The sequence below is a fragment of the Coriobacteriia bacterium genome (assembly GCA_030652115.1).
GTDB lineage: Bacteria > Actinomycetota > Coriobacteriia > Anaerosomatales > Anaerosomataceae > UBA6100.
On the sequence record JAUSBK010000013.1, the window covers coordinates 182,985 to 208,512 of the forward strand.

At 66.5% G+C, this 25,528-nt stretch carries 27 protein-coding genes and 1 riboswitch; of the genes, 21 read left to right on the forward strand and 6 right to left on the reverse strand.

What is annotated here, in order from left to right; translation table 11 throughout:
• The first annotated feature begins 65 nt into the window (after positions 1-65).
• Together Q7W51_11365 and Q7W51_11370 are read left to right on the forward strand one after the other, a co-directional pair.
• Positions 66-704, forward strand: a complete 639-nt coding sequence (locus tag Q7W51_11365; protein ID MDO8848972.1) for a hypothetical protein — start codon at positions 66-68, stop codon at positions 702-704.
• 46 nt (positions 705-750) lie between these two features.
• Positions 751-1,248, forward strand: coding sequence for a hypothetical protein (locus tag Q7W51_11370; protein ID MDO8848973.1), 498 nt, complete (start codon positions 751-753; stop codon positions 1,246-1,248).
• Positions 1,249-1,264: 16 nt separating this feature from the next.
• On the opposite strand, the gene Q7W51_11375 is transcribed toward Q7W51_11370, so the two are convergent.
• On the reverse strand, positions 1,265-2,464 hold the full coding sequence (locus Q7W51_11375; GenBank protein MDO8848974.1) for an aminotransferase class I/II-fold pyridoxal phosphate-dependent enzyme: 1,200 nt from the start codon (positions 2,462-2,464) through the stop codon (positions 1,265-1,267).
• A gap of 94 nt (positions 2,465-2,558) precedes the next feature.
• Positions 2,559-2,693, forward strand: a riboswitch (cobalamin riboswitch).
• Between the two features lie 153 nt (positions 2,694-2,846).
• On the opposite strand from Q7W51_11375, the gene Q7W51_11380 reads away from it, so the two are divergent.
• The 4 genes from Q7W51_11380 to cobO are packed head-to-tail and all read left to right on the forward strand — an operon-like array spanning position 2,847 to position 6,613.
• Positions 2,847-3,797 carry an ABC transporter substrate-binding protein gene (locus Q7W51_11380; protein MDO8848975.1) on the forward strand — a complete coding sequence of 317 codons (951 nt, stop codon included), beginning with the start codon at positions 2,847-2,849 and terminating at the stop codon, positions 3,795-3,797.
• Positions 3,781-4,827, forward strand: coding sequence for an iron ABC transporter permease (locus tag Q7W51_11385; GenBank protein MDO8848976.1), 1,047 nt, complete (start codon positions 3,781-3,783; stop codon positions 4,825-4,827). The genes Q7W51_11380 and Q7W51_11385 overlap by 17 nt, the downstream gene beginning before the upstream one ends.
• Entirely contained in the window at positions 4,824-6,083 is a 1,260-nt protein-coding gene (locus Q7W51_11390) for an ABC transporter ATP-binding protein (protein ID MDO8848977.1), read from the forward strand. The genes Q7W51_11385 and Q7W51_11390 overlap by 4 nt, the downstream gene beginning before the upstream one ends.
• Positions 6,083-6,613 (forward strand): cob(I)yrinic acid a,c-diamide adenosyltransferase, encoded by a 531-nt coding sequence (cobO, locus tag Q7W51_11395; protein ID MDO8848978.1) that lies wholly within the window; start codon positions 6,083-6,085, stop codon positions 6,611-6,613. Before Q7W51_11390 ends, cobO begins: the two co-directional genes overlap by 1 nt.
• 48 nt (positions 6,614-6,661) lie before the next feature.
• Here the strand turns inward: cobO and Q7W51_11400 are convergent, their stop codons facing one another.
• A complete protein-coding gene (locus tag Q7W51_11400) occupies positions 6,662-7,423 on the reverse strand; it encodes an MBL fold metallo-hydrolase (protein MDO8848979.1) in 762 nt (253 codons plus the stop codon).
• Positions 7,424-7,551: 128 nt separating this feature from the next.
• Between Q7W51_11400 and Q7W51_11405 the strand changes: the two genes are divergently transcribed.
• Genes Q7W51_11405 through Q7W51_11420 form a run of 4 tightly spaced genes read left to right on the forward strand, consistent with a single transcriptional unit; the run spans position 7,552 to position 10,198 of the window.
• Positions 7,552-7,914 carry a hypothetical protein gene (locus tag Q7W51_11405; protein ID MDO8848980.1) on the forward strand — a complete coding sequence of 121 codons (363 nt, stop codon included), beginning with the start codon at positions 7,552-7,554 and terminating at the stop codon, positions 7,912-7,914.
• Positions 7,915-7,962: 48 nt separating this feature from the next.
• Entirely contained in the window at positions 7,963-8,208 is a 246-nt protein-coding gene (locus Q7W51_11410; protein ID MDO8848981.1) for a glutaredoxin family protein, read from the forward strand.
• Positions 8,205-8,879: a Rieske 2Fe-2S domain-containing protein gene (locus Q7W51_11415; GenBank protein ID MDO8848982.1), complete on the forward strand. Its 675-nt coding sequence runs from the start codon at positions 8,205-8,207 to the stop codon at positions 8,877-8,879. Before Q7W51_11410 ends, Q7W51_11415 begins: the two co-directional genes overlap by 4 nt.
• Before the next feature lie 59 nt (positions 8,880-8,938).
• Positions 8,939-10,198: a cytochrome c3 family protein gene (locus tag Q7W51_11420; protein MDO8848983.1), complete on the forward strand. Its 1,260-nt coding sequence runs from the start codon at positions 8,939-8,941 to the stop codon at positions 10,196-10,198.
• 50 nt (positions 10,199-10,248) lie between these two features.
• Here the strand turns inward: Q7W51_11420 and Q7W51_11425 are convergent, their stop codons facing one another.
• Complete coding sequence (locus Q7W51_11425) at positions 10,249-11,142, reverse strand: formate dehydrogenase accessory protein FdhE (GenBank protein MDO8848984.1); 894 nt, start codon at positions 11,140-11,142, stop codon at positions 10,249-10,251.
• Positions 11,143-11,300: 158 nt separating this feature from the next.
• Between Q7W51_11425 and Q7W51_11430 the strand changes: the two genes are divergently transcribed.
• Both Q7W51_11430 and Q7W51_11435 read left to right on the forward strand, forming a co-directional pair.
• The gene (locus tag Q7W51_11430; GenBank protein MDO8848985.1) at positions 11,301-11,888 is read left to right on the forward strand and encodes a redoxin domain-containing protein; all 588 of its coding nucleotides are present in this window, start codon (positions 11,301-11,303) and stop codon (positions 11,886-11,888) included.
• A gap of 53 nt (positions 11,889-11,941) precedes the next feature.
• A complete protein-coding gene (locus Q7W51_11435; protein ID MDO8848986.1) occupies positions 11,942-12,394 on the forward strand; it encodes a thioredoxin family protein in 453 nt (150 codons plus the stop codon).
• A gap of 88 nt (positions 12,395-12,482) precedes the next feature.
• Here Q7W51_11435 and Q7W51_11440 read toward each other — a convergent pair whose 3' ends face one another.
• The 3 genes from Q7W51_11440 to Q7W51_11450 are packed head-to-tail and all read right to left on the reverse strand — an operon-like array spanning position 12,483 to position 17,196.
• On the reverse strand, positions 12,483-13,157 hold the full coding sequence (locus tag Q7W51_11440; GenBank protein ID MDO8848987.1) for a cytochrome b/b6 domain-containing protein: 675 nt from the start codon (positions 13,155-13,157) through the stop codon (positions 12,483-12,485).
• Complete coding sequence (locus Q7W51_11445; protein ID MDO8848988.1) at positions 13,154-13,984, reverse strand: 4Fe-4S dicluster domain-containing protein; 831 nt, start codon at positions 13,982-13,984, stop codon at positions 13,154-13,156. The genes Q7W51_11440 and Q7W51_11445 overlap by 4 nt, the downstream gene beginning before the upstream one ends.
• 2 nt (positions 13,985-13,986) lie before the next feature.
• Complete coding sequence (locus Q7W51_11450) at positions 13,987-17,196, reverse strand: molybdopterin-dependent oxidoreductase (GenBank protein MDO8848989.1); 3,210 nt, start codon at positions 17,194-17,196, stop codon at positions 13,987-13,989.
• Between the two features lie 637 nt (positions 17,197-17,833).
• On the opposite strand from Q7W51_11450, the gene Q7W51_11455 reads away from it, so the two are divergent.
• From Q7W51_11455 to Q7W51_11495, 9 genes are all read left to right on the forward strand, one after another.
• A complete protein-coding gene (locus Q7W51_11455; GenBank protein MDO8848990.1) occupies positions 17,834-18,265 on the forward strand; it encodes a CBS domain-containing protein in 432 nt (143 codons plus the stop codon).
• A gap of 39 nt (positions 18,266-18,304) precedes the next feature.
• Entirely contained in the window at positions 18,305-19,726 is a 1,422-nt protein-coding gene (gene tilS / locus Q7W51_11460) for a tRNA lysidine(34) synthetase TilS (GenBank protein MDO8848991.1), read from the forward strand.
• A 28-nt stretch (positions 19,727-19,754) separates the two neighbouring features.
• Positions 19,755-20,300, forward strand: a complete 546-nt coding sequence (hpt, locus tag Q7W51_11465; protein ID MDO8848992.1) for a hypoxanthine phosphoribosyltransferase — start codon at positions 19,755-19,757, stop codon at positions 20,298-20,300.
• A gap of 23 nt (positions 20,301-20,323) precedes the next feature.
• On the forward strand, positions 20,324-22,321 hold the full coding sequence (gene ftsH / locus Q7W51_11470) for an ATP-dependent zinc metalloprotease FtsH (GenBank protein MDO8848993.1): 1,998 nt from the start codon (positions 20,324-20,326) through the stop codon (positions 22,319-22,321).
• A 132-nt stretch (positions 22,322-22,453) separates the two neighbouring features.
• Positions 22,454-22,930, forward strand: a complete 477-nt coding sequence (locus tag Q7W51_11475) for a PadR family transcriptional regulator (protein ID MDO8848994.1) — start codon at positions 22,454-22,456, stop codon at positions 22,928-22,930.
• Positions 22,927-23,286 carry a NifB/NifX family molybdenum-iron cluster-binding protein gene (locus Q7W51_11480; GenBank protein ID MDO8848995.1) on the forward strand — a complete coding sequence of 120 codons (360 nt, stop codon included), beginning with the start codon at positions 22,927-22,929 and terminating at the stop codon, positions 23,284-23,286. Before Q7W51_11475 ends, Q7W51_11480 begins: the two co-directional genes overlap by 4 nt.
• Positions 23,287-23,312: 26 nt before the next feature.
• On the forward strand, positions 23,313-23,696 hold the full coding sequence (locus Q7W51_11485; GenBank protein ID MDO8848996.1) for a NifB/NifX family molybdenum-iron cluster-binding protein: 384 nt from the start codon (positions 23,313-23,315) through the stop codon (positions 23,694-23,696).
• A 3-nt stretch (positions 23,697-23,699) separates the two neighbouring features.
• Positions 23,700-24,614 (forward strand): ATP-binding protein, encoded by a 915-nt coding sequence (locus Q7W51_11490; protein ID MDO8848997.1) that lies wholly within the window; start codon positions 23,700-23,702, stop codon positions 24,612-24,614.
• Positions 24,611-25,501: an ATP-binding protein gene (locus Q7W51_11495; GenBank protein MDO8848998.1), complete on the forward strand. Its 891-nt coding sequence runs from the start codon at positions 24,611-24,613 to the stop codon at positions 25,499-25,501. The genes Q7W51_11490 and Q7W51_11495 overlap by 4 nt, the downstream gene beginning before the upstream one ends.
• The last annotated feature ends 27 nt before the right edge of the window (positions 25,502-25,528 follow it).

The window sequence follows — 25,528 nt, forward strand, 5'->3', positions numbered from 1 at the left end:
CGCCTCCTGCTAGAATCTGCGTCGCCGGGGCGCGTACCGTCCCTCTCCGTCGCAAAGGAGTTCGTGTGCCGCTCTCAGTGAAGACCCGCAACGTTCTCGTGGGCGTCATCGCGGCCGCCGCGATCGCATGTGTCGTCGCCGTGCTCTCGATTCCGCCGGACGAGCGGCTCGGGACGATGGTGCGCTTCGTGATGTTCCACGGCGCATCCACCTGGGTGAACATGGGGACCTTCACGCTCGCCGGTGCTTTCGGGCTTGCGTTCGCACTCGGCGCAGGCAAGCTCGGCAGGTGGGGCGAGGCGTTCCGCTGGTTCTCGCTCCCGCTGTGGACCGTGAACGCCGTGCTCGGCATCCTCTCGATGCAGCTCATCTGGGGCGGGATCCTGTGGAACGAGCCACGGCTGCTCATGACGTTCGGCCTGCTGGCCTCCTCGGTCGTCATCCTCGCCATCCAGCTCATCTTCGACCACCCGAAGATCCCTGCGGTGCTCGATGCGGTCCTCGCAGCCGCGCTGTGGTACCTCGTGCTCGCGCTGCCGAACCTCTTCCATCCCGACAGCCCGGTCTTCAGCTCGGACAACTCGGCGTTCATCTATGGCTTCCTGGGTATGGTGAGCTCGATCGCGGTGGCGGCGCTTGCCATCGTGACGCTGGTGGCGCGCCGGAAGCATCCCGAGCACCCACACGCCCACGCGCTGCCGTAGTATCGAGACCGTACGGCACCAACGGCTCACAGGAGGGGATGCGGCGATGGCCCGGCCCACCAAGTATGCGGGCATCATCTGTGCGGTCCTGTCGGTGATCGCCCTCGTCGGGATCATCATCGGCCTCACGGCCGAGAGCCCGATCGTGGTGCTGCTCGCGATGGCGCCGAGCGTGGCCTACGAGGTGTACCGGACCGAAGGTGAGACCACCCGTTGGGCGTCGTGGGCGCTTGCCGGCGTGCTCGTGGTCGAGTTCTTCCTCATCGTCTTCAACGTGAGCATCGACCTCGGCGGACTCCTCGGCAGCTCCACGCAGGAGGTCGCGGGCTACCGGATACCCCTCGGCGACCTGCGGGTGGTGGGCCCCGCGATCATCGCTGTGTGCGCGCTCATCCTCATCGCACGCACGCGGGGCGTCTACACGAAGTGGCTCGCCGTGAATATCATCGTGAGCGCGCTCGCGCTCACTTACGTGCTCGATCCTGGCGTGTTCGGCGAGCTGCTTCGGCAGGGTGCACAGGAAGGCCTCGACGCGCTCGACTAGCGGCCGGGAGGAGCGGCTACGCGCTCAGTACGCCGAGCTCGCGCCCGATCCGGCCGAAGGCCTCGAGCACGAAGTCCATCTGCTCGTCGGTGTGCGTGGCCATGTAGCTCGTGCGCAGAAGCGAGCGTCCGGCCGGCACCGCTGGCGGGCGCACCGGGTTGACGAACACACCCGCGTCGCGCAGGCGCCGCCAGAACTCGAAGACGAGCATCTCGTCGCCCAAGATGATCGGGATCACTGGCGTCTCGCTCGTGCCCGTGTCGAACCCGAGCTCGCGGTAGCCCGCCTGCATCCGGTTCACGACCTCCCAGAGCCGCTCGCGGTGCTGCGGCTCGGTCTCCATCACCTCGAGCGCGCCGAGTGCCGCGCCCACGTTCGCCGGAGCCATCGCTGCCGAGAAGATGAACGGCCGCGACGAGTGTTTGATGTAGTCGATCAGGAGCGCGTCGCCGGCGATGAAGCCGCCGAGTGAGGCGAAACTCTTCGAGAAGGTGCCCATGATCAAGTCGACTTCGTCGGTCACGCCGAAGTGGGCGGCCGTGCCGTTGCCCTGTGGCCCGATCACACCGGACGCGTGCGCGTCGTCCACCATCAGGCGCGCGCCGAACTCCTTCAAGACCGGCAGCATCTCGGGAAGCGGCGCGATGTCGCCCTCCATCGAGAACACGCCGTCCACGATCACGAGTGCGCCGCCACTGCCGTTTGCGCCCCGGCTCGCGCGTTCGAGACTCTCGCGGAGGCTCGCCACGTTGTTGTGCTCGAAACGCTCGACCTTGCCATACGAGAGCTTGCAGCCGTCGTAGATGCTCGCGTGGTCGTCTTTGTCGATGACCGCGGTGTCGTGTCGGCCGACGATCGCCGAGATGGTGCCGATGTTGGCGCCGAACCCGGTCGAGAACACGAGGCACGACTCCTTGCCCACGAAGCGCGCCAGGCGCTCCTCCAGCTCCTCATGGATGTCGAGGTTGCCGTTGAGCAGGCGGGACCCGGTGCACGACGTGCCGTACTTGGCCAGCGCCTCGGCCGCACGCTCCCGCACGTGCGAGTGGGTGGTCAGGCCGAGGTAGTTGTTGGAGCCGAGCATCACGAGCTCGCGCCCGTCGATCCGCACCTTCGAATCAGACTCGGACTTGATGACCTGGAAGTACGGGTAGTAGCCCGATTCGCGGGCGGTACGTGCCTCGGTAAAGTCGAACGCCTTCTGGAAGATATCCACGCTGCCCCTTCTCGTGAGTACCGTCCGCCACGTACCCCTGCGGCGCAACGCTAGGTCATTGTAGCGCTTTGGCGGGAGGGCTATGATGGCGCGGACAACCGAAGACGGTGTAGGTGCCCGGGCAACCGGGAGAATAGGGAAGCCGGTGCGACTCCGGCGCGGACCCGCCACTGTAACGGAAGCGAGCGCTTCCGAAGCCAGGAGACCTGCCTACACATCGGCGACGCGGCCTTCGTGGTAAGAGGCACACTCGCAGCGCTCGTACAGCGCTCCGAAACCACCTCGAGATCACCTCAGGACCCCGCCACCGGCGAGGGTCCTTTCGATTCTCGAGGCGCGTCTATCTTCGGCGGAGTGCTGGCATACGACGCAAGGAGGCATCATGCACCACCGGTTCCGCACCACCGTTCGCACGTTCGCACTCGTTCTGGCGCTCGCGCTCATCGCGGCGCTCGCGTTCGCGGGGCTTCCCGGCTGCACGCGTGCGGAGGAGACTGCCGAAGAGACGCCGGCTGAGGCCGCGTTCCCGGTCGTGATCACCGACGACACAGGCCGTGAGGTCACCATCGCCGAGAGGCCCGAGCGCATCGTGAGCCTCGCGCCGGCGAACACCGAGATCGTCGCCGCGCTCGGCGGACTCGACCGGCTCGTGGGTGTCACGACCTACTGCGACTATCCCGAGGAGGTCGCCGAAATCGAGAAGGTGGGCGACTTCGTCGGTCCGAACCTCGAGGCGATCGCGGCGCTCGGTCCCGACCTCGTGCTGGTCACCACCGGCGTGCAGGCCGATGTGATCGAACAGCTCGAGGCGCTAGGAGCGGCTGTCGTGGCGATCGACCCGCAGACGCTCGACGACCTGTACGTCTCCATCGGCACCGTCGGCGATGCGATCGGCGAGCCGGAGGCCGCGTCCGAGCTCGTGGAGTCCATGGAGCTTCAGATCGACACCATCAGCGAGCGCGTGGAAACCGCGCCGGTGACCTGCTTCCTCGAGATCGCGCAGGACCCGCTCTTCACCGTCGGCTCGGGCACGCTGCTGAACGACCTCATCGAGCACGCGGGTGGGGAGAACGTGGTGACCGAGGAGGGCTATGTGGCGTACTCGGTGGAGCAGCTCGTGGCCGCAGACCCCGAGGTCTACCTGGCCACCCTCGGCTCTATGAGCTCACCCACGGACATCACCGGCCGACCCGGCTACGAGAACCTGGCCGCCGTGATGAACGACCGTGTCTACCTGCTCGACGACAACCTCGTGAGCCGACCCGGCCCGCGCGTGGTCGAAGGCGTCCGGCTGCTCGCCGAGGCGCTTCATCCCGATGCGTTCGCCGAGTAGCGTGACTCCCTCCTCCGACACCCGGCGCGGCGTCCTCACCCTCACGGGTCTGGGCGTCGCGCTCGTGCTCGCGATCGTCGCGGGCGTCGCGTTCGGCGCGGTGTCGGTCCCGCTCGGCGACGTCGTCGGAGCGATCTCGCGGTCTGTCGCCGGGCGCGGTTCGACAGCGCTTGCCGATGCCGTGGTGGTGGACCTCCGCCTGCCGAGGGTGCTCCTCGCAGCGCTCGTGGGCGCGTCGCTCGCGCTTGCAGGCGTGCTCTACCAGGCGCTCTTCAAGAACCCGCTCGCCGACCCGTACGTCCTTGGCGTCTCGTCCGGGGCCGGTCTGGGCGCCACACTCGCGCTCACCGTCTTCGGCACGAGCTTCGCCGCCCGGGCGCTGGGGGTGCCGGTGGGCGCCTTCCTTGGAGCGATCCTCACGATGCTGCTCGTGGTGCGGCTCGCGTCGAGACGCGGGCGGGTGGACGCTACATCGCTGCTGCTCGCCGGTATCGCCATCTCCTACACGCTTTCGGCACTCACCTCGTTCGTGCTCGTCTTCGAGCGGCAGTCGATGACCAGCGTGGTGTTCTGGATGATGGGCGGGCTCGGGAGCCGCACGTGGGGTCACGTGGCCCTGCTCGCGGTCATGTTCGCCGCCGGGGCGATCGTGCCGCTGCTCTTTCATCGGGAGCTCGATCTGATGCTGCTTGGTGACGAGCGTGCGGGTCAGCTCGGCGTGCGTGTCGAGCGATTCAAGCTCGTCGCGCTCGGCGCCGCCTCGCTCGTGGTGGCAGGCGCGGTGTCGGTATCGGGGCTCATCGGGTTTGTGGGACTCATGATGCCGCACATGATGCGGCTGATCGTCGGGCCGCGACACCGGCTGCTGCTGCCCGCGTCGGTGCTTGCCGGCGCGATCGCGCTCGTGGTAGCTGACTTGCTCGCGCGCGTCGTGCTCGCTCCTGTGGAAATACCGGTGGGCATCGTCACAGCGCTCGCCGGTGGCCCGTTCTTCGTCTGGCTCCTGGTGCGCAAGGAGCGTCTGCGGTGACCGGCCGGGCACTCGAGTTCCGGAAGCTCGCCGTCGGGTACGGTGCCCGCACGGTTCTGCGCGAGGCGTCGTTCGAGGTGCGCCCGGGTGAGTTCGTCGGTCTGGTCGGCCCGAACGGTGCCGGCAAGTCAACGTTGCTCCGCGCGGTGACCGGTGGTGCCGACGTGCTCGACGGCGACATCTGGTGCGGCGCATCCGTGTTGAGCATGCCCGAGCGAGAGCGGGCGCGCCTCGTTGGCGTGGTGCCCCAGTCGCAGCCGGCGGTCTTCGCGTTCTCGGCGCGGGAGTTCGTGGAGATGGGCCGCCACCCGCATCTCGGGAGGCTCGAGTCACTCGATGCTGACGATCGTGCGATCGTCGCGGAGGCGATGGAGCGCACGGACACGGCGCGGCTGGCCGACGAGCTCATCGACGAGCTTTCGGGTGGCGACTTGCAGCGGCTCACCCTCGCGCAGGCGCTCGCCCAGCAGCCGCGGGTGCTCCTGCTCGACGAGCCCACGAGCCATCTCGACCTCAACCACGCGCTGCAGGTGCTCGACTTGGTGCGCGCGCTCGCCGACGGCGGCATGGCCGTCCTCGGCGTCTTCCACGATCTCGGTCTGGCTGCGCGATACGCAGACCGCATAAGCATCGTCGCGCAAGGTGGCGTCACGGTGCCGGCCCCGCCCGCCGAGGCACTGAGCGCGCGGGTGATCTCCGATGTATTCGGCGTCCGTGCAGTCGTGCGCACCGATCCGGTCACGGGAAGCGTTGCCGTCACGCCGGTGCTGCGCGGCGAGGACATCGGGTCCGGGGCCGCACGCGGAAAGGTGGGACTTGTGTGCGGCTCGGGCACCGGGAGCACGCTCATGCGCGAGCTCATGCGCGCGGGCTACGAGGTGACAGCCGGCGCGCTCAACAAAGGAGATGTCGATCAGGCGGTTGCCGAGGCGCTCGGCGCGCACCACGTGGTGCTCCCGCCGTTCGGCGAGATCGATGCCGAGTCGGCCGCTACCGTGCGGCGCGCGTTCTCCTCCGCGCGCTGCGTGATCGTGTGTCCCACACCGTTCGGCCGGTCGAACCTGCCGAACCTCGTAGCCGCGATCGAGTCCGATCGCCCGCTCGTGCTCGTTGGCGACATGGGCGCGGACCGTGACTTTGCCGGCGGCGAGGCTTCCCGGCTCTGGGCCGAAGCGGTCGGGCGGGGTGCCGTTCTGGCAGCAGGGGAGTCCGACGTGCCCGCTATAGTGGAGTCACTCGGCGCAAGGGAGGCGTGATGGCCACGATCGATCGCGGTCTCGTGCAGGTCTACACCGGTGACGGCAAGGGCAAGACAACGGCCGCGGTGGGGCTTGCGGTGCGTGCCGTCGGTGCAGGGCTCACCGTGGCGTTTGTGCAGTTCGTGAAGGGCGGCGCGCGCTCGAGCGAGCTGGCGGTGCTCGAAGGCCTCGGCGTACGTGTCGAGCGCCCGGCGCTGCGCTCCACAGGGCTTCTCGGCACGGGCCTGAACGACGAGGACCGGCGAGCGGCCGGCGAGGCGTGGTCGATCGCCGCCGACATGATCTCAGGTGCCCAATACCAGCTGGTCGTCCTCGACGAGATCAACGTAGCGATGCGCTACGGCCTGGTGCCCGAGGAGGACGTGCTGGCCGTCATCAACGCGCGATTTCCCTCGATCGAGGTCGTGCTCACGGGTCGGGGCGCCTCGGATGCGCTCATCGGGAAGGCCGATCTCGTCACGGAGATGGTACCGGTGAAGCATCCGTTCGATCGGGGGATAGCCGCGCGGCACGGGATCGAGTTCTAGCGCTCGCTCCGGGTGCGAACGGGTGCGCAAGTCGTTCGCCGCGCGCTCCTACAGCGTGCAGCCGGCGATCTCGTTGCGCGCGATGGTCTCGAGCGTCGCCGAATCGCCGAGCGAGCGGACGAGCGCTGCCTGCGCATGCTCGGGCGTGTTGTTCTGCTCCGAGAGGTGGAGCGCGTAGACGTGCGCGAGGCCCTTCCAGCCGAGGCCTCCCAATGCCACGGCGGCCGCGGCGTTCGAGAGGTGGCCATGGTCTCCCGCGATGCGTCGCTTCAGAAACGGCGGGTACGGACCGGCCTCCAGCATTCGCACGTCGTGGTTCGACTCCAGGCCGAGGGCATGGCACCCGGCGAGCGCATCAGCGATCTCGGGGGTCACCACGCCGGTGTCGGTTGCGACACCCGCCCGGTGGCCGCGCCGGCTCTCGAAGACGTAGCCGCACGATTCCGATGCGTCGTGTTCCGTGGCGAACGAGCGCACACGGAGACCGGCCACCGAGAACCGGTCGCGGCGCCCGATCTCCGTAGCCTCCGGCACATCGGCCAGGCAGCCGGCGGCGGACTGCAGCGTCCCCGCCGTGGCCATCACCGGTATGCCCAGCCGTCGTGCGAGCACGCGGGCCCCACGCACGTGGTCCACGTGCTCGTGCGTGAGGAGTATCGCCTCGATCCGCGCGCCGTCGGCTCCTGCCGCCGCGATGCGGCGGAGCGTCTCGCGCGCCGAGATGCCGGCGTCGAGGAGCACCGCACGCCCGCCCGATTCGACGAGTGCGCAGTTGCCCGACGACCCGGATGCGAGGACGATCAGGCGCACGGGTACACCGCTGGTGTGGGGTGGCATGGCATGCGAGGATTGTACCGTGCCGGCCCGACATGTGCCGCCAGGTGGCCTCGGCGGGGAACAATCCGGTGAGAAGCGATCACCGAGCGAAGGAGCGCACCGTGGCAAAGGACCGCTGGTCTCTTCGGAACATCTATCTGTATCTAGTCTGCCTCATCACGCTGATCATGGTGATCGTGTCCGTCGTCGGCGTTGTCCGGAGCGCGGTCGAGTTGGCGTATCCCGACCCCGGCTACTACTACGACGTGCCGAAGGAGGAGGGTGGCTCGTCCGAGCGCACAGCAGAGGACATCGAGGCCGAGCGGGAGTCGCAGGAGGCGCAGTCGCGTCGCTACGCGATCATCGAACTCGTCGGAAACGCGGCGATGCTCCTGGTGGCCGGGCCGCTGTACGTGTACCACTGGCGCAAGATCGAGGTCGAGCACGTGGAGAAGCCGGAGATCACGCCGACGGCTGCCGGCTAGGCGTGGCGACGACATCCTGCACCGCCCCTGACGCACGAGGAGGACACCATGGCCGTGAAGGTCTTTGCGCTTTCGACCTGCCCGTACTGCCGTATGGCGCGCGCATACCTCGACGAGAACGATGTCGAGTACGACGTGGTAGAGGTCGACATGCTTGCGGGTGATGAGCGCTCGGAGGCGATAGACGAGGTCAAGGCCATGTCGGGTGGCACGTCGTTCCCGGTGGTGCTCGTGGATGAGGAGGTCATCATCGGCTTCAACAAGAAGCGGATGAAGGAGTTGCTCGACCTGTGAGCGGCGCCTCCGACCGGCCCCGGCGTCAGCTCTTCCACCCAGGCACGACGATCGACGATCTCAAGGCCTACATGGGGCCGTTCGTGGCCACGCTCGGCTACCGGTTCAACAGCGACGATGAGTTCGTCGAGGCAGTGTTGACCGCCGAGCTCGGCATCCTTGAGACCGCAGGCGACGTGTACTGTCCCTGCCGCATTCGGACCGGGGACCCGAAAGAAGACGCGCAGATCGTTTGCCCGTGCATCCCGTTTCACCGGGAGCAGTTCGCCGCCATCCGAAAGTGCTGGTGCGGGCTGTTCGTGCGTACCGACGTCGAGGACGACACCGAGCTGTGTGGGGTGATCGACGAGCCCGGGCCCGGGCAGGAGGTGGACGTTCCCGTCTGTAGGGCGAGCGACCTCGCGCCCGGCACGGTGCGTCACGTGAAGATCGGGAAGACCGACCTCGCCGTGGTGCGGGTGGGTGACGAGTTCCATGCGGTCTCGAACGTCTGCCGTCACGCGTTCGCGCCGCTGTCCGACGGCATCGTCGAGGGATACGAGCTCGTGTGCCCCTGGCACGGCTGGCGTTACGACGTGCGGGATGGCACGACCGACCATCCCGGGGCTGACCTGCGGGTCTACCCCTTGTTCGTAGTGAACGAATGCGTGATGATACGGCTCAGCGTGTAGTTCGACGCGTGTCGGTGGCCGACAGGCCGCGGGGCCAGCATGCGTGAGAATGGAATCCAGTGACGCGAGGAGCGGACGCAGTTCGCCGACTAAGCCTGTGTGCCATCGTGACTATGGTCGCGATCGGCGTGCTTGCGTTCGCGTCTCCTGCAGTCGGCTTTCAAGAGCCGAACGGACTCCCCGGTGGGCCTGCGGACTGCCAGGACTGCCACTGGGACTACAGCGTCTATGCCGGTGAGTGCACCGACTGTCACGGCGATCTGGACACGCTCGACGAGGATTCCACGAGCGACGGCTGGGGCTTCGAGTTCGGCAACCCCGCTGGCCCGCATGGCGGCTACCAGACGGCGACGCGCAAGTGCCAGACATGCCATACCGTGCACGACGCCCCCGATGCGGGCGTACTGCTTCTCCCGGCCTCGACCATCTACGCGACTTGCTCGACGTGCCATGACGGTACCGGTGGCTGGGGCGTGTACGGAGCGCTCGATGCGCGCAACGTGCCGGTGGGCAGCGGCCACTCCTACGACCAGACGAATGTGATCCCGGGCGGCGATTCGGTCACCGGCGGTCCGAGTTCGGCCACCACGTTCGAGGGCAGTGGCGGTACGCTCACCTGCACCGACTGCCACTCCCCGCACGGCAACGATGTGGTGAGTCCGTTCATCGGCGATCGTGTGCGGATGCGCCAGTCGGTCCCGGCCTACTCCTCCTCCAAGATCCTGCGTGCGTCGCCGACAGGTGCTCTGGCCCCGATCGATGATTACGGCTCGGACTGGTGTCTCGCCTGCCACCAGGGCAGAGACTCCGAGCTCGCGGACGTTCACAACCATCCGGTGGAGACGGCAGCGTCGGCGGCACCCCTCACCGCGTTCACGTACGCGAGCGTCGCGCGGCTCGTGAGCAACGATCCCACGGGTGTCACGGAGTACGGTGCGCTGGGGGGCATCACCACACGCGGCTCCAACCACGCTGGCTTCGCCCCGGTGGTCGGTGCCGACAACCGGGGCTTCCTGATGCCGTATCCGCGCACGACGGGTGCCGCAGGTCAGGAGGGACACGACCCGATCTGCCAGCAGTGTCATGAGGACAGTCGTGTGGTAGGCGAGCTTACGGGCACTGGTTCGACCGGGGATGCCGTGCCGGCTTCGGTCGGCTACGCGGACAGCGTGACGTGGAACGGCTCGGCGTGGGTGACGTCGAGCACCGACAACCCGCGCTTCCAGAACTTCCCGCACGAGACGGTCAACGCCTACATGCTGGTGGAGACGTCGGACGATCTGTGCACCAACTGCCATCCGACGAGCGCGCTGCCGTAAGGCCGTGCGCGAGTCCGGGCGAGCGGCGCAGCGCCTCGTTCAGGTCGGCCCTAGTTCGGCTTCTCGTCCGCCTTGTCGCCCAACGGGGTGAACCCGCGCTCTGCGGCTACCGTCTCAAGCGGTACGAGCATGACCTCCTCGACCACCGGGATCGCCAGGAACTTCAGCTCTCGCTCGACGACAACCGGCGTGTAGCCGTGGCAGACCTGGCACGTGTGGACGCGATGACCGGGATCCTGCTCGTCGAAGAGGTACTCGAGCTGCTTCTGGTCGCGCGAGCCGCACCGTGCACACCGAATCCGGGCGTACTCCCAGCGCGTGCGACACAGTGGGCACTCGAGCCACCGGCGCCCGCCCTGCAGCTCGCCCTCGTCACGGACAACACCCGAGGAGGCGGGCGTGCCGCACGCGGGGCAGAGGCCCGAGTCCCACATGAGCCAATCGAACTTACCGGCGGTCTTGACCGCGGCCTTCGCCGGCTCGCGCAGGAACGGTGTCATCGCTTCGGAGAGGATGAACGCTACGAGCGTCTCGGTGAGACGTTCGTCGGCGACTGCAGTCGTGACCGCCTGTACGAAGACATCGAAGCCGGCGAGCGCGCCGGCAAGCGCATCGGCGGTGATGGCGTCACCGAGATCGACCTCCGTGAGCGCCGTAGTCTGAGCCTCTGGGAGGCCGGCTTCGGCCATGACGACCGATATCGCCCGGACTGCCTCTTGATAGGCCTCGAGTGGAATCTCAGGGGCAGCAAGCGAGAACATGGTCTGGTGGCTCATGAGCGCGCGGCTGATCTCATCTTCGGATGCGGGTTCGTAGGCGGCGGCCCGCCCGCCGAACTCGTCCTGCGCATCCCAGAGCTTCTCGAAGAACGCGAGCTGCTGGGCAAATTCAGGGCGTTCCGATGCGTAGTGCCGGATCGCCTTCGAGCGTGCGGAATCAGTCATGGTGCCTCCAGAAATGCCGATTGGTCTCCCTACCCGTCGTGACACCGACCGAGCCCCCCCGGGGGCGCCGTCACCCGTCTGCTGGACAAGGTGCGGCGGGGGTACAATCGAGAAAAGGCCACTTGGTCAGTCTACACGTTTGCGGAGGGGGATGGGGCATGAGGATCAGACCAGCACCGCTGTTTCTTGCGGGGCTCGCGCTGGCAGCGTTCGTCTTGACCGGGTGTACGGGGGATGGCGGGTCGGCTGACGACGGCGCGGACGCTGGCACGGCCGAACAGGACGGGCTCGAGGTCGGGGCGACCGCCCCTGATTTCCGCCTCAAGAACCAGGACCAGACGACCGTCGCCCTCTCGGACTACAAAGGCACCAAGAACGTGATACTCGTCTTCTATCCCGCCGACTTCACGCCCGTTTGAGAGGGCGAGCTGTCCGGGTACCGTGACAACTACGAGTTCTTCCAGGAGCGCGAGACCGAGGTCTTCGGCATCAGCGCAGACGGGTACGCGTCGCACGCGGAGTTCAGGACGCAGCTCGAACTGCCCTTCGACCTGCTGTCCGACTGGGACCGCACCGTGATGCCTGCGTACGGGGCGTTCAGTTCCCGCACCAAGACGGCGATCCGCTGGAGCTTCCTCATCGACAAAGAGGGCGTCATTCGCTACACCCAGCACACCGGCCTGAACGAGCCGCGCGATGTCGAGGCGATGATGGCCGAGGTCGACAAGCTCTACCAGGAGCAGTAGAAGCGGTCCGAGCAGCTGCGTCGACCGGCGCGGCGTCGATAGGAGGAGTATTCATGAAGCGTCTTGTTACCGCGGCCCTCGTGTTCGGGGTGGTGCTCGCGCTCGTTCTCGGCGTGTCGGGATGCGACGGCGGCACCACCACAGACGAGAAGGCGCCGCTCCAGTTCATCCAGTTCTACGATCCCGACTGCCCCTTCTGCCAGGCGATGGAGCCTACGGTGGAGAGCCTCCAAAAGGAGTACGAGCCGAGGATCGACAAGTTCGAGATCATCGACGTCTCGACCACCGAGGGCATGGCACAGGCCGACGAGTTCGGCGTCTTCATCACTCCGACCTTCGTCCTGCTCGACGCGGACGGCAACGAGCTCGATCGCGTACAGGGCGCGGCCACCGAGGAGAACATGGTGAAGTTCATCGACCGTGGCATCGCCGACGTGACCGGTGAGGCGGCCGGGGCCCGCGAGGACATCCCGACCACCGGCGGCACCGAGCAGGGGAGCGAGTAGCTCGCGACTCGATCATCGGGACGAAGAAGAGGGCCGGCTCCCTGATGGGATCCGGCCCTCTCGTCGTGCGGGTGGAGCAAGGGAGTGACTACTCGGTAGTCACGTCCTTGCCGCCGGCCTTCAGGACCTCGCGAGCCCAGGTGCCCCAGTGGTACAGGGCGTCGGCCTCGGAGACCTTACCATCGCCGAACATGATGCGACCCGAACCCTTGTAGGGCTGGAAGATGCCCGCACCGATGTAGATGTGCGCGATCATCATCACGCCCAGGAGCACCATGACACCGTCATGGATGAGCAGACTCCAGCGGACGATCGAGCCGCCGCCGAAGAAGTCCGGCCATACCAGGACGATGCCCGACAGTGCTATCGCGATCGACAGGACCACGACGGGGATGTCGGCGATCGCCTGACCTGACTTCATGTACTTCTGGTCAGGCATGTGCTCCTTGCCACCCAGGAACAGGTACTTCGGGAACTTCGCCATGAACTCCTTGTCCTTCTCGTCCCACTTGAAGAACCAACCCTTGAGCACGTGCACAAAGCCCTTGGGCTGGATAGCGATGGACACGACAGGAGCGATGATGAAGATCGCCGCCATCACCCGATGGATCATGCGGGCGCCCTGGACGGTCGTAGGACCCACCGCCGCCGCCACAGCTGGGATGAAGAGGATCAGACCCGTCACGTACAGTGACAGACACGCGATCGTGTGGATCCAGTGAAGGCTGCGGGCGTACATGCTCTGCCTCTGGATGTATCTCACTTCTCCACCTCCTCTGCCTTGACGAGCTGGCCCGTGGCGTCATCGAGCACCATTGCGTCGCGCTTGTAGCCGCGAGCCATGATGTACGAGATACCGAGGCCACCGACGGTCGCTGCGGCGGCGATGCCACCGAGCGGCTTGAGGAGCTGCCAGAAGTCGGTCGTGCCGACCTTCGGGTCACGGATGAGGCCGTGCGCCTCGATGCCGCGCTGCGCGACCATGATGGTGTGCAGGCCGCCGAGCTCCTTGTCGCCATAAAGCTCCGCCTTGTTGAAGCCAAGGCCCTTGAGCTCTTCCACGCGCTCGCGTGCGACTGCCAGCATGTCGGCACGATCGCCGAACTGCAGTGCGCCAGTGGGACACGTGCTCACGCATGCAGGCGAGCGCTCGGCCGCGGTGCGGTCCTGGCACTGCCAGCACTTGAAGGTGGTGTTGGTCGTCTCGTTCCACTGCGGGACACCGAACGGGCACGACGCCACACAGTAGCGGCAGCCGATGCACTTCTCCTGGTCGATGACGACCGAGCCGTTGTCCTTGTGGGAGATGGCGCCCACGGGGCATGCCGTCTCACACGCGGCGTCGGTGCAGTGGAAGCACGACTTGCGCATGAAGTTCCAGTCGATGCCGACCTTCTTGTCTTCCTCGATGAAGTTGATGATCAACCACGTCTTCGGAGCCAGACGGATCGGAGCCTGGAAGCCCTTTGTGTACAGGTACTCGTCGTTCGTCATCGGCGACGAGAGCTGGTTCCACTGCTTGCACGCAACCTGGCATCCTTTGCAGGCGGTGCACTTGGAGCTGTCGTACATGATCGCCGTCTCAGCCATTGCTACACCTCCTGCTTCCGCATGTCGACCAAGAAGGTCTTGTACTCCGGGATGTGCGTGTTCGCGTCGCCCACGTTCGGCGTGAGGTCGTTGGCGATGCCACCGATGGAGCAGGTGCTGCCGTAACCCCAGTGCCACGGTGCGGCGATCTGGTGGATCGTCTTGCCACCCGCGGTGAGCGGCTTGATGCGGCCGGTGACCATCGCGAATGCGGTGATCGCGCCACGGTTGTTCTCGATGACCACGTTGTCGCCTGAGACGATGCCCTTTTCCTCGGCGAGCTCCTTGGAGATCTCGACGAACATCTTCGGCATGGTCTCAACCAGCCACGGCAGGTTGCGGGTGAGTCCGCCGGTCTGCCAGTGCTCGGTGAGGCGGAAGGTGGTCATGACGATCGGGTAGTCCTCCGGCTTGCCCAGCGTCTTGGCGGCAGACGCGACGACCGTGACGGCCGGGTTGTTCTGCTGGCCCGAAAGCGCGTTGGAAAGCGGAGACTCGAACGGCTCGTAGTGCTCCGGGAACGGACCTTCCTTCATGCCCGACGCGAACAGCTTGGCGACTGTCTCGTTGGTCATCATGAAGGAGAGGGTCTTCTCGGGAGCCGTTGGGGTGACGGTGCCATCGGCCGCGACGGCCTGGAACCCGAAGTCGGGCACGTCGTTGCGGAGCCACTTGGTGCCGTCCCACTTCACGAGGACCCTATCGGCGTTGTAGGGAGTGCCGGCAGCGTCGCACGAGCAGCGGTTGTAGATGATCCGGCGGTTGAGTGGCCATGCCCACGCCCAGCCCATGTAGAGGCCGAGCGGCTTGGTACCCTCGATGACGGGCTCATCCGTGTTGTTGCGGGCGCCGGTCTTCATCTTCGTCGGATCCATGGAGGCGATCGTCTTCTTCTTCTCCGGATCATCGGGATCGATGTAGTTGCCGGTGAAGTAGCCGGTGTAGATCCACACGCCAGACGCGGTGGTGCCGTCGGCCTGCAGGTTCGCGAAGGACGCGAGTCCCACGTCGCCCTTGGGACCGCCGGTTGCCGGGTCGATCACATAGCCGTTGATGCCGAGTGCGATCTTGGCGACGTCGATGTGGCCTTCTTCATTCAGGTAGGGCCAGTGGAGCTTCGTGATCTGCTCCGGATTGGCACCGCCCTCGGCCTCGTAGAGCTCCTTCAGCTTGAGGTGAAGCTCGCTGATGATCTCGGCGTCGTCCTTGCAGTCTCCGGGCGGCTCCACGGCCTTGTAGCGCCACTGGATCCAGCGACCGGAGTTCGCGACTTCGCCCTGCTTCTCGAAGTGGCACGCGGCCGGCAGCATGAAGACCTCGGTCTGGATGTCGGCGGGGCTGACGCCCGGCGCCTTCCAGAAGATCGCGGTCTCGGTCTCCCACAGGTCCACTGCGACCATCCACTTGAGCTTCGCCATGGCACGACGCTCCTGGGAGCAGTTCGGGCCACCGACGGCGGGGTTCTGACCCCAGAGCATGAGGCCTTCGATCTCGCCGGCCTCCATCGCTTCGAACATGTGGATGTGGCTGTGCGGCGTACCGTCGTTCTTCGGGATCATGTCGTACGCGTAGTTGTTCTCCAGCGTCGCGTACGGGCCGTACCATTCCTTCAGCATGCTGATGAGGAACTTGGGACGGTTGCTCCAGAAGCCCGCGTACTGCGTCTCCTTCTCGATGTACGAGGCGAGCGTCGGGCGGGCGGCCGTCGGCGCGTTCAGGTAACCGGGAAGGTTGCCGAACAGCAGACCCATGTCGGTCGAGCCCTGCACGTTCGACTCGCCACGCAGCGCGTCCACGCCACCACCGGCGATGCCGATGTTGCCGAGGAGCAGCTGCAGCACGCTCATCGCGCGGCAGTTCTGCGACCCGTAGCTGTGCTGGGTCTGACCCATGGCGTACATGATGACGCCGGCCTTGCCGGGCTGACCGGTGGCGGCGTACATCTCGTAGGCCTGCAGGAGCAGGTCCTTGTCGATGCCCGTGATGTCGGAGACCGTGTCTGCGTCGTACCGAGAGTAGTGGGTCTTCATGAGCTGGAAGACGCACTTCGGATCCTGCAGGGTCGCGTCCTTCTTGGCCTTCTTGTTCACGAGCGGCGTGAAGGCCGGGGTGCCGGGCTTGGTTACCCAGGAGTACGCGCCGGTCGGCGACGTGTCCCACGGAACCTCTTCGGCGATCTCATAGTTCCACTGTGCAGCGTCGTACGACTTCTTCTCGGCGTTGTAGCCGGAGAAGAGACCGTCTTCGAACGTGTAGGTGTCCTTCACAAGGTAGGACGCGTTCGTGTAGCTCTTGACGTAGTCGTCTTGCCACAGCTCGTTCTCGAAGATGTAGTTGTACAGGCCGCCATAGAAGGCCATGTCCGAACCCGAGCGGATCGGCACGTAGAGATCGGCAAGTGCCGCACTACGGCTGAAGCGCGGGTCGATGACCATGAGCTTGGCGCCCTTGTCCTTCGCCGCCTGGACCCACTTCATCGAGATCGGATGGTTCTCAGCGGCGTTCGAGCCGTTGATCATCACAACGTCGGAGTTCTGAAGGTCCGTCCAGTGGTTCGTCATGGCACCGCGACCGTATGTTGCCCCCAGACCGGAGACAGTGGCGCTGTGTCATATACGGGCCTGATGGTCGATCCACACGACGCCGAGCGCGCGCGCGAACTTCGACAGGATGTAGCCCTCTTCGCCGTCGAGCGCGGCGCCGCCGAGATTGGCGATCGCCGTGCAGCGGTTGACGGTGACACCGTTCTCATCGACTGCGGTGTAGTTCGCATCGCGGGTCGCCTTGATTCGCTTGGCGATCTCGTCGATGGCCCACTCCCAGTCCTTCTCCTCGAACTCGGTGGCGCCAGGTGCACGGTACTTCACCTTGGTCACGCGAGCCGGGTTCAGCATCGAATCGCCCGTCTCAGGATCGTAGACGTTGCGGATGTTGAACTGAGCACTACCCTTAGAACACAACGCGCCTCGGCTGATGGGATGATCCGGATCGCCCTCCAGGTTGATGAGCTCGCCGTCCTTGACTGACAGCACCATGCCGCAGCCTACGCCGCAGTAGCAGCAGACGGACGTTGACTCAGTCGCCCCGGTGATTCGCATCTCCGGAACCGCATCAGCAGCGAACGCGTTCGAGGGGCCGAACAACTCGGCGAGCGCACCGGCTGCGAATGTCGCACCGGTGAGCTTGAAGAATCCTCGCCTCGAAAGGTCCACGCTTACCTCCCTACCGTAACTCGGGAATCAGACACCTCATGGAAGCAGTCTGTGTGCCGGTCACCCCCTCATGTTGCGCAACGGTGCGGACCATGGATCGACGGAGGGTCGACGTTCCGACCGCATGCTCCGAACCTCGGATCCGCTCATGAACAGGACGGGCCCGCGTCTTCCGACAGCGGGCGGTGAGGGGCGTCGCTGAGATAGGAATGAGGAGACACCACATATGCACGGAAACGCCGTTCGGTGGCATATATCATGCCTCCGACTGTGCCGTGCGATGAGAATGCCGGTTCTCAAGCGATCCCCTTGCCGCTGACGACAGTAACATACCCACTTACGTTGATTAGCCGAAGAGCGCGGTGGAGCGGATGGTTCGCGCTGATCGGAATCGGCCGCGTGGAAACAACACGGCGCGTTCGCGGGTCCACAGGAACCCTTCGCCACGGTGGCGCATCTTCCTGCCTAGTTCTTTCATTCGGCGGCGCCCACCGGCGCCTGCAGCCAGAAGTCAGTAGTCTGGTGCCCTGATCGCGCTGACGCGCCCTCGATTGACGACCTCCCGGAAAATGAATGAGGCTTGACGCGTGGTTCATACGGATTAATCTATAGGTTAGACGCGAGCGTGGAGGCGGGCATGCAGCAGATGGCGTACGACCCGGCAGAAGAGCTCCTCGAGGACGGGCGGGCGTTGGACCGCCTGGCGAGTGTGGCCGTTCACGAGGTGATGCGTTCTCCTGCTGCCGTGTTCGTCGGCGCCGAGCACATGTCCCTGCGCGAGGCCGCAGGTCGTCGCCGGTTCATCTATGTAATAGAGCGCGATGGTCGGCTCGTCGGATGGCTGGACACGAGCGAGTTGCAGCCGGGACAGAGTGCACACGACCTGACCACGCACGCGGATCCCGGCACGGTCTCGGTCACCCCGGACGATACGCTGGACGTCGCGCTCGACCGAATGCTGACGCTCGGCTTTCGCGCCATCTCGGTCACCGACGATCGCCACCGTCTCGTGGGCGAAGTCACCATGATGACGATCGAAGACGCAGCCGCGGTGGAAGAAGCCACCTGACCGGTAGCGCGTCGTCCCCGGGGGCTCTACCCTGAGGACATGACCGCACTGGCCGACATCGCGCGCGAAACCGTCCGGCAGCACGGGATGGTACCCGACGCGTGCGTCGTGCTGGCGATGGTAAGCGGTGGCGCCGATTCGGTGGCGCTCCTGCGCCTGGCAGCGGAGGGCGTGCTGGGCGCGCCATCTGCGTTCTCGGTCCTTCACGTCAACCACTGCCTGCGCGGCGCTGAGGCGGATGCCGACGAGGCGTTCGTCCTCGCGCTCTGCGACTCACTCGGCATTCAGGCGCGATCCGTGCGCTACGACGTCACCGCGTATGCTGAGGCCGAGGGACTCAACCTCGAGGACGCCGGGCGGCGCATCCGGTACAGCCTCGCCGAGTCGGAGCTCGATCGGTGTTGTGCCGCGGCCGGGGTGCATCCGCGCGAGGGACGGGTGGCGACGGCTCACACCTTCGACGACAGGCTCGAGACGTTCCTTGCGCGACTCGCGACCGGCGCCGGGAGCGCCGGCCTGCGATCGATCGCGCCGGTGCGCGGGCGAGTGGTCCGGCCACTCATCGATGCGGGCCGCGCCGACGTGACCGCCTACCTGACCGGGCTCGGGCAGCCCTGGCGGGAGGATGCGACCAACGCCGACACGTCCCGGCAGCGCGCCTGGGTGCGCCACGATCTGCTGCCGGTGATCGAGCGCAGGAGCCCGGCGTTCAGGACGACGATGTCCCGGACGCTCCGTATCCTTGCCGAGGAGGACGACCTCCTCGCGGAGATGGCGGCGGCGTTCTCGCACGACTTCGCGCAGGTAAGCGATGGGGTCCTCGGGTTCGACCGTTCGCTCATGCAGACGCTGACCCGGCCGATGGCCCGGCGCACCGTGCGCGGGGCGCTGATCGACGCCTTTCCCGAGGCCTCCCGGCTCGAGTTCGAGCACACCGAGGCGATCGTGGACGGGCTTGCCGATGAGGGTTTCGCACGCGATCTCCCCTTCGGTCTGCGTGCTGAGACGGAGTACGGTAGACTGAACATTTCCCGCAAGGAGGACGTGCATGGGCTCGTGGCACCGGGGTTGCTCGGACTGCCGGGCAGGCTCGATCTTGGGGCCGCGGGCGTGATCGAGGCGCGCGAGGTCCCGCTGGCCGCTGTGGCAGCCGGTGCTGACACCGTGACGATCGATACGGATGCCGTGGCGTGGCCGCTGCTGGTCGACTCCATGCGCGACGGTGACCGGATCAGGCCCTTCGGCATGACAGGCACGAAGAAGGTCGGTGACCTGCTGACCGACGCGAAGGTGCCGCGCAGACTGCGTGGCAGGGTCCCTGTGCTGAGGGACGGTGACCGCGTGGTTTGGGTGGCAGGCGTCAGGCTTGCCGAGGACGTTCGCGTGACCGCGGAGACCGCACGAGCCGCGGAGCTGACATGGCATCGGCCGGGAGCGGGTACGAACCCGCTGTCGGAATGAGTGTCGAGCCGGGAGAGTGACGATGAGCATTCACGACGACATCGACCACGTGATCATCACGGAGGATGGTATCGCCGAGCGCGTCGCGGAGTTGGGCGCCCAGATCCGCGATGACTACGCGGATGCTCAGCGGCCGCTGTTGCTCGTGGCGGTGCTGCGAGGGGCAGCGCTGTTCGTTGCCGATCTGGCGCGCGCGGTCGGCGGCAAGGTCGAACTCGACTTCATGGCAGTCTCCAGCTACGGCTCGACCACGAAGTCCTCGGGCGTGGTCCGCATCCTCAAGGACCTCGATGAGGACATCGAGGGCCGCGACGTCCTGGTGGTCGAGGACATCCTTGATACCGGACTCACCCTTAAGTATCTACTGCGTAACCTCGCCTCGCGCAGGCCCAATAGCCTGGAGGTTGTGACGCTGCTGTCGAAAGAGGGCAAGCAGCAGGTACGGATCGAGTGCAAGTACGTCGGTTTCAATGTTCCCGACGAGTTCGTCGTCGGATACGGTCTCGACTACGCCGAGCGCTACCGCAACCTTCCCTACATCGGCGTTCTCAAGCCCGAGATCTACGCCGACTAATGGCCAAGAAGGAGCTGCCCCGAGTGAACCGCAATCTGAGAACCGCGCTTCTCTACCTCCTGCTTATCGTGCTGGCGCTGCTGTTCCTGGCCCGGTCACTCGCTCCGGCTGAGATCGTGCCACTCGAGAGTTCCGAGTTCCTGGCGGCGCTTGCGGAGGACAGGGTCGTCTCGGCGGAGGTCTTCGCGCGCACGCAGGTCGTAGACGGCGAGTACTATCCCGACGAAGCGACGCAAGACGCCGAGGAGCCGGTCGAGTTCACGACGACCTACCTCGACAGCACGGCGCTCACGACGGCGCTTGACGAGAACCCGCCAAGCGACGGATACACGGTCAACATGCAGGACAGTTCGGTCTGGCTGAGTGTGCTCGGCACGATCATCCCGGTGATCCTCATCGCCGTCATGCTGTTCTGGCTCATGAACCAGATGCAGGGTGGCAACTCAAAGGTGATGTCGTTCGGCAAGAGCCGGGCGAAGCGCATCACGCGCGATCAGCCGCGCATCACGTTCAAAGACGTCGCGGGTGTGGACGAAGCGGTGGAGGAGCTTGAGGAGATCAAGGAGTTCCTCGCCAACCCCGGCAAGTTCCAGGCGCTCGGTGCGAAGATCCCGAAGGGCGTTCTGCTCGTCGGCCCTCCGGGAACCGGCAAGACGCTGCTGGCCCGCGCGGTCGCGGGTGAGGCGGGCGTTCCGTTCTTCACCATCTCAGGCTCGGACTTCGTTGAGATGTTCGTCGGCGTGGGTGCGAGCCGTGTGCGCGACCTGTTCGAGCAGGCGAAGGCCGCGAGTCCCTGCATCGTCTTCATCGACGAGCTCGACGCCGTGGGTCGGATGCGCGGCGCGGGTCTCGGCGGCGGGCACGATGAGCGTGAGCAGACGCTCAACCAGCTGCTTGTGGAGATGGACGGCTTCGACATCAAGGACAACGTCATCATCATGGCGGCCACCAACCGCCCCGACGTGCTCGACTCGGCACTGCTTCGTCCGGGCCGATTCGACCGGCAGATCCTCGTCGATCGTCCCGACCTCAAGGGCCGTCACGAGATCCTCAAGATCCACTCGCGCGGCAAGCCGCTCGGCCCGGACATCGACCTCGAGGTTCTTGCGCGCCGCACGCCCGGCTTCACCGGCGCCGATCTCGCCAACCTCGTGAACGAGGCCGCGCTGCTGGCTGCGCGTCACGGCAAGAAGGAGATCGACATGGTGGAGCTCGAGGACTCCATCGAGCGCGTCATCGCCGGTCCCGAGAAGAAGAGCCGCATCATCTCCGAAAAGGAGAAGCGCATCATCGCGTACCACGAGTCGGGTCATGCACTCGTGGGGCACGTCCTGCCCAACACCGACCCGATTCACAAGATCAGCATCATCAGCCGCGGTCGTGCGCTCGGCTACACCCTCGCGCTTCCGGTGGAGGACAAGTTCCTCTCGGCGCGCGGTGAGATGCTCGACGACATTGCGATGATGCTCGGTGGGCGCGTGGCCGAGGCGATCGCCATCGGCGACATCACCACCGGCGCGAGCAACGATATCGAGCGCGCCACCAAGCTGGCGCGGCAGATGGTCACGCAGTATGGAATGAGCGAGAAGCTCGGTCCGATGATGCTCGGCGAAGGTGCGCACGAGGTCTTCCTCGGCCGCGATTTCTCGGCGCAGGCGAACTACTCGCAGGAGATCGCGTTCGAGATCGACAAGGAGGTGCGTCGCCTGATCGACGAGGCGTACGACACCGCCTTCAAGATCCTCACCGAGCGCCGCGAGCTGCTCGATCTGATGGCCGACGTGCTCGTGGAGCGCGAGACGGTGGACAAGGGCGAACTCGAGGCGCTGCTCGACGGGCGCTGGGCCGAGCACCTAGAGCTCGAGAAGCAGCGCGAGGCCGAAGAGGCCGCGACGCCCAAGCCGAAGAAGAGCAAGCAGACCGAGGTTACGCCGTCCGTCGAGGAGGCGCCGGCTGCCGAAGAGCCCCCGTCCGATCCGCGCCCGATCGTGGACGTGTCGACGACCGGTATCAGCGACTAGGCCCCGCCGCACCGCGTCGGGTTTCGATGAGAGGCGTCGCCCGCACAGGGCGGCGCCTCTCTTGTCGGAAGCGGTTGACCAAGTCATATATATGTTCTATACATCTAGTCACACGAATGAGAGAGGCCGCCGATGAGCACAGCCGAACACGAGCACGGAGACGACGCGCCGGTGGCGGGTGCCGTGCCCGGTCTTCGGCGCAGGCGCTGCTGTGAGTCAGGCGATGGCACCCGACGCGGTGTGGGCGCGGGGCGCGGGGCGTTCGTCGAACCCGCGCTGCTTGCGGTCCTCGCCCGGTCGGAAGGCTACGGATACGACCTGGTGCGGGCGATCGAGGATGCGACCGGCGGCGAAGTGGTGCCGGACGCCGGCGGTCTCTACCGCTTGCTCCGACGTTTGGAAGAGGACGGATTCGTCACCTCCGAGTGGCAGGACGGCGGCAGTGGGCCGCAGCGCCGTTCGTACCGCATCACCGACGACGGGCGTGCGCTGCTCGAACACTGGGTCGGCCATCTGGAAGAGCGCCGACGTGCGCTCGAAGTACTCATAGGTGCGGCGCGGGGTGCCTCGGAAGGCGCTGCCGGCCGCGGAGAGGGGCAGGACGGATGAAAGTCGCAGTCTCATCGCTCGGCACGTCGCTCGACGACCGCGTCGACGACCACTTCGGCCGGGCGCGCTACTTCGTCATCGCGGACACGGACTCCGATACCGGAGAGGCCGTGGACAACGCCACGAACATGAACGCGCTGCAGGGCGCCGGGATCGCGGCCGCCGAGACCGTGTCGGACCACGGTGCCACGGCCGTGATCACCGGCCACCTCGGACCGAAAGCGTTCGCCGCGCTCAAGGCGGCGGAGATCCCCGGCTACAACGGCAGCGGCATGACGGTGCGCAGCGCGGTAGCGGCGTTCGCGGCCGGGGAGTTGCCGGCGCTCACCGAAGCAGGAGAAGCACACGCCGGCTGAGGCCGGCCCGATGAAAGGACCGACGCGTGACTGAGAACGGACGAATCGTACTGGCGGTGCCCACCAACGGCGCGGGTGGACTGGACTGCGAGCGGTCGGGCCACTTCGGGCGCTGCGACTGTTTCACCGTGGTGGAGATCGAGGACGGGGCCGTGGTGGGCGTGCGCATCGTGGGCAACCCGCCGCACGAGGAGGGCGGCTGCCTCCGGCCGGTCAACCTGCTGGCGGGCGAGGGAGTGAACGCGCTCGTGGTCGCCGGCATCGGCGGGCGTCCGCTCGCCGGGTTCACCGACGCGGGCATCGCCGTCTACTTCGATAACACCCGTCCCGTGGTGTCCGAGGTCATCGACGCCATGCTCGCGGACGAGGTCGAGCTCATCGACCCGTCGTACGTGTGCGGCGGCCACTAGCAGATGTCCTCGCTCGGTCTTATCCCCGCGCACTTGACCGTGGCGATCGCCTCGGGCAAGGGCGGCACCGGCAAGACGCTCGTCGCGACGAACCTGAGTGTCGTGGCAGCTCGCGCGGGGTCCCCCGTGGCGCTCGTTGACTGCGATGCGGACGCACCCAACGATGCCCTCTTCCTGGCGCCTGAAGCGCCACAGGTGGCCCCCGCAGAGGTTCCTCTCCCGGTCGTGGACCAGGAGGCGTGCGTGCTCTGTGGCGCCTGCCGGGAATCCTGCGCGTACGGTGCGATCAGGATCCTCGGCGGGAAGGTACTCGTGTTCCCCGAGCTGTGTCACGGATGCGGCGCGTGCGTGCGCGTGTGTACCCCGCACGCGATCACCGAGGAGCGGCGGCGCGTCGGTGAGGTCGAGTGGGGTGCAGCCGAGCGTTCGCTGGTGGCCCCGGCCGGCCTTGATGTCGTCACCGGCAGGCTCGATGTCGGTGAGGTGAAGACGCCCACGCTGGTCCGCGCTGCGCGCGGCCGGGCGAAGATCCTGAATCGCGCGGTGACGGTGCTGGATGCACCACCCGGTGTCGCGTGCGCGGCGGTGGCTGCGGTGCGCGACGCCGATGTGCTCGTGCTCGTGACCGAGCCGACTCCCTTCGGACTGCACGACCTCGAACTTGCTGTCGAGTTGGGTCGCGACATGGAGGTCCCGATGGGTGTCGTCATCAACCGCGACGGCGTGGGAGGCACCGACATCGCAGCCTACTGTGAGCGCGAGTCGCTGCCTCTGCTCGCCCGGATTCCGTTCGATCGAGCGGTGGCGGCGATCTACGCCGATGGCGGACTCGTCGTGGACGAGCATCCCGAGGGCGCGGCATGGTTCGGGGGACTGTGGTCCGCGGTGCTCGGCCTGACGACGGAGAGTGACCAGTGAAGCGGGTGGTGTTCGCGTCGGGCAAGGGCGGCACGGGCAAGACCACGCTCACGGCTCTCGTCGCCCGCGAGATGGCCGCCGTGGTGCCGCTCGTGCTGGCCGACTGCGACGTGGAGGCGGCGAATCTCCCGATCGCCCTTGCGGCGCGGGAGATCGAGTGCGAGCCGTTCGCGGGGGCCTCGTCGGCCGCTATCGACGCAGCCGCGTGCCGCGGTTGTGGCGCCTGCGTGCCTGTCTGCCGATTCGATGCGGTTGGTACCGCCGATGGCTTCCCCCGCGTGCGCGCCTTCGAGATCGACCGCTGGGCATGCGAGGGTTGTGGAGCTTGCGTACCTGCCTGTCCCTTCGGCGCCATCACGATGCAGCCCTCGCAGGCAGGCGAAGTGTGCCACGCGCGAACCGACGTGGGCAGCATGACGTTCGGCCGCCTTGCGCCGGGGGAGGACCTCTCCGGCAAGCTGGTGACCGAGGTGCGCGGGCGCGCTGACGCGCTCGCGGATCGGGACAGCGCCGGGCTGATGCTCATCGATGGACCACCGGGGGTGGGGTGTCCTGCGATAGCCGCCATCACCAACACCGACCTGCTCATCGCGGTGACCGAGCCCACGCTTTCGGGGGAGCACGATCTGCTTCGTCTGCTCACGCTCGCCAGACACCTGCGCGTGCCGGTGGGCGTGGTGCTCAACAAGGCCGACCTGTCCAACACGGGTGCCGAGCGGATGCGCGCCCGCGTCCAAGACGAGGGTCTCGGGCTGATCGCCGAGGTGCCCTACGACACCGGCGTCGCCCGCGCGTTCATTGCACCCGAAGCGTCGACCGAGGGTATCGCGCCGGCAAGTGCGGCGGCGGTCGCAGCGGTCGTGCGCTGGGTAACGGAGCGCATCTGAGCGCCTGCGGGTACAATCCAGGCAGTG

Bases quoted from the DNA above. Each gene is read 5' to 3' on its own strand.
- cobO (MDO8848978.1), top strand. From the start codon at position 6,083: ATGGCCACGATCGATCGCGGTCTCGTGCAGGTCTACACCGGTGACGGC.
- Q7W51_11475 (MDO8848994.1), top strand. From the start codon at position 22,454: ATGAGCACAGCCGAACACGAGCACGGAGACGACGCGCCGGTGGCGGGT.
- Q7W51_11380 (MDO8848975.1), top strand. From the start codon at position 2,847: ATGCACCACCGGTTCCGCACCACCGTTCGCACGTTCGCACTCGTTCTG.
- Q7W51_11445 (MDO8848988.1), bottom strand. From the start codon at position 13,984: ATGGCTGAGACGGCGATCATGTACGACAGCTCCAAGTGCACCGCCTGC.
- tilS (MDO8848991.1), top strand. From the start codon at position 18,305: ATGACCGCACTGGCCGACATCGCGCGCGAAACCGTCCGGCAGCACGGG.
- Q7W51_11425 (MDO8848984.1), bottom strand. From the start codon at position 11,142: ATGACTGATTCCGCACGCTCGAAGGCGATCCGGCACTACGCATCGGAA.
- Q7W51_11490 (MDO8848997.1), top strand. From the start codon at position 23,700: ATGTCCTCGCTCGGTCTTATCCCCGCGCACTTGACCGTGGCGATCGCC.
- Q7W51_11385 (MDO8848976.1), top strand. From the start codon at position 3,781: ATGCGTTCGCCGAGTAGCGTGACTCCCTCCTCCGACACCCGGCGCGGC.
- Q7W51_11370 (MDO8848973.1), top strand. From the start codon at position 751: ATGGCCCGGCCCACCAAGTATGCGGGCATCATCTGTGCGGTCCTGTCG.
- Q7W51_11455 (MDO8848990.1), top strand. From the start codon at position 17,834: ATGCAGCAGATGGCGTACGACCCGGCAGAAGAGCTCCTCGAGGACGGG.
- Q7W51_11435 (MDO8848986.1), top strand. From the start codon at position 11,942: ATGAAGCGTCTTGTTACCGCGGCCCTCGTGTTCGGGGTGGTGCTCGCG.
- Q7W51_11410 (MDO8848981.1), top strand. From the start codon at position 7,963: ATGGCCGTGAAGGTCTTTGCGCTTTCGACCTGCCCGTACTGCCGTATG.
- Q7W51_11480 (MDO8848995.1), top strand. From the start codon at position 22,927: ATGAAAGTCGCAGTCTCATCGCTCGGCACGTCGCTCGACGACCGCGTC.